Here is a 686-nt window from a genome sequence, read left to right as displayed (position 1 = left end):
AAGTAGGTAGCTTAACCTTCGGGGGGGCGCTTACCACTTTGTGATTCATGACTGGGGTGAAGTCGTAACAAGGTAACCGTAGGGGAACCTGCGGTTGGATCACCTCCTTAGTAAAAGCCTGATAGTGGTTGTGCAGTGTCCACACAGATTGTCTGATGAAAATAACGAGCAGAAATACCTTATAGGCTTGTAGCTCAGGTGGTTAGAGCGCACCCCTGATAAGGGTGAGGTCGGTGGTTCAAGTCCACTCAGGCCTACCAACTCTACTTACCCTTGAAATCTTCGCTGCTGCGTTGCTCATGTGCGATTGCACACTGCGCTACTCGCAACGAACCTTTCGTCGGCTAAGCGAGTTGGCAGAGGTATGACTGATTGGGGCTATAGCTCAGCTGGGAGAGCGCCTGCTTTGCACGCAGGAGGTCTGCGGTTCGATCCCGCATAGCTCCACCATAAAAAAGACTTCAGAGTGTATTGGAAACAGTATGCTGCGAAGTATTTTGCTCTTTAACAATCTGGAACAAGCTGAAAATTGAAACGATACGGCTGAATATTATCCGCAAGGGTAGTGATTTTGTCGTATCGGAGTCTCTCAATAATCGCAGCGCGAGCGTGACTTGATTTATCAAAGACACCTTCGGGTTGTGAGGTTAAGCGACTAAGCGTACACGGTGGATGCCTAGGCAGTC

Annotated in this window: 2 tRNA genes and 1 rRNA gene; all 3 read left to right on the top strand. The window is 49.3% G+C overall.

Annotated elements, in window-relative coordinates:
* A 16S ribosomal RNA gene (locus JG725_RS20575) occupies positions 1-110 on the top strand; the annotation flags it as partial.
* A gap of 73 nt (positions 111-183) precedes the next feature.
* Positions 184-260, top strand: a tRNA-Ile gene (locus tag JG725_RS20570).
* A gap of 114 nt (positions 261-374) precedes the next feature.
* Positions 375-450: transfer RNA gene (locus JG725_RS20565), tRNA-Ala, on the top strand.
* Positions 451-686 lie beyond the last annotated feature (236 nt).

Origin of the sequence: Brenneria sp. L3-3C-1 (assembly GCF_016456245.1) — a bacterium.
Lineage (GTDB): Bacteria > Pseudomonadota > Gammaproteobacteria > Enterobacterales > Enterobacteriaceae > Brenneria.
Note: the sequence above shows the minus strand (reverse complement) of the source record. Positions and strands in the feature narration are given on the sequence as shown.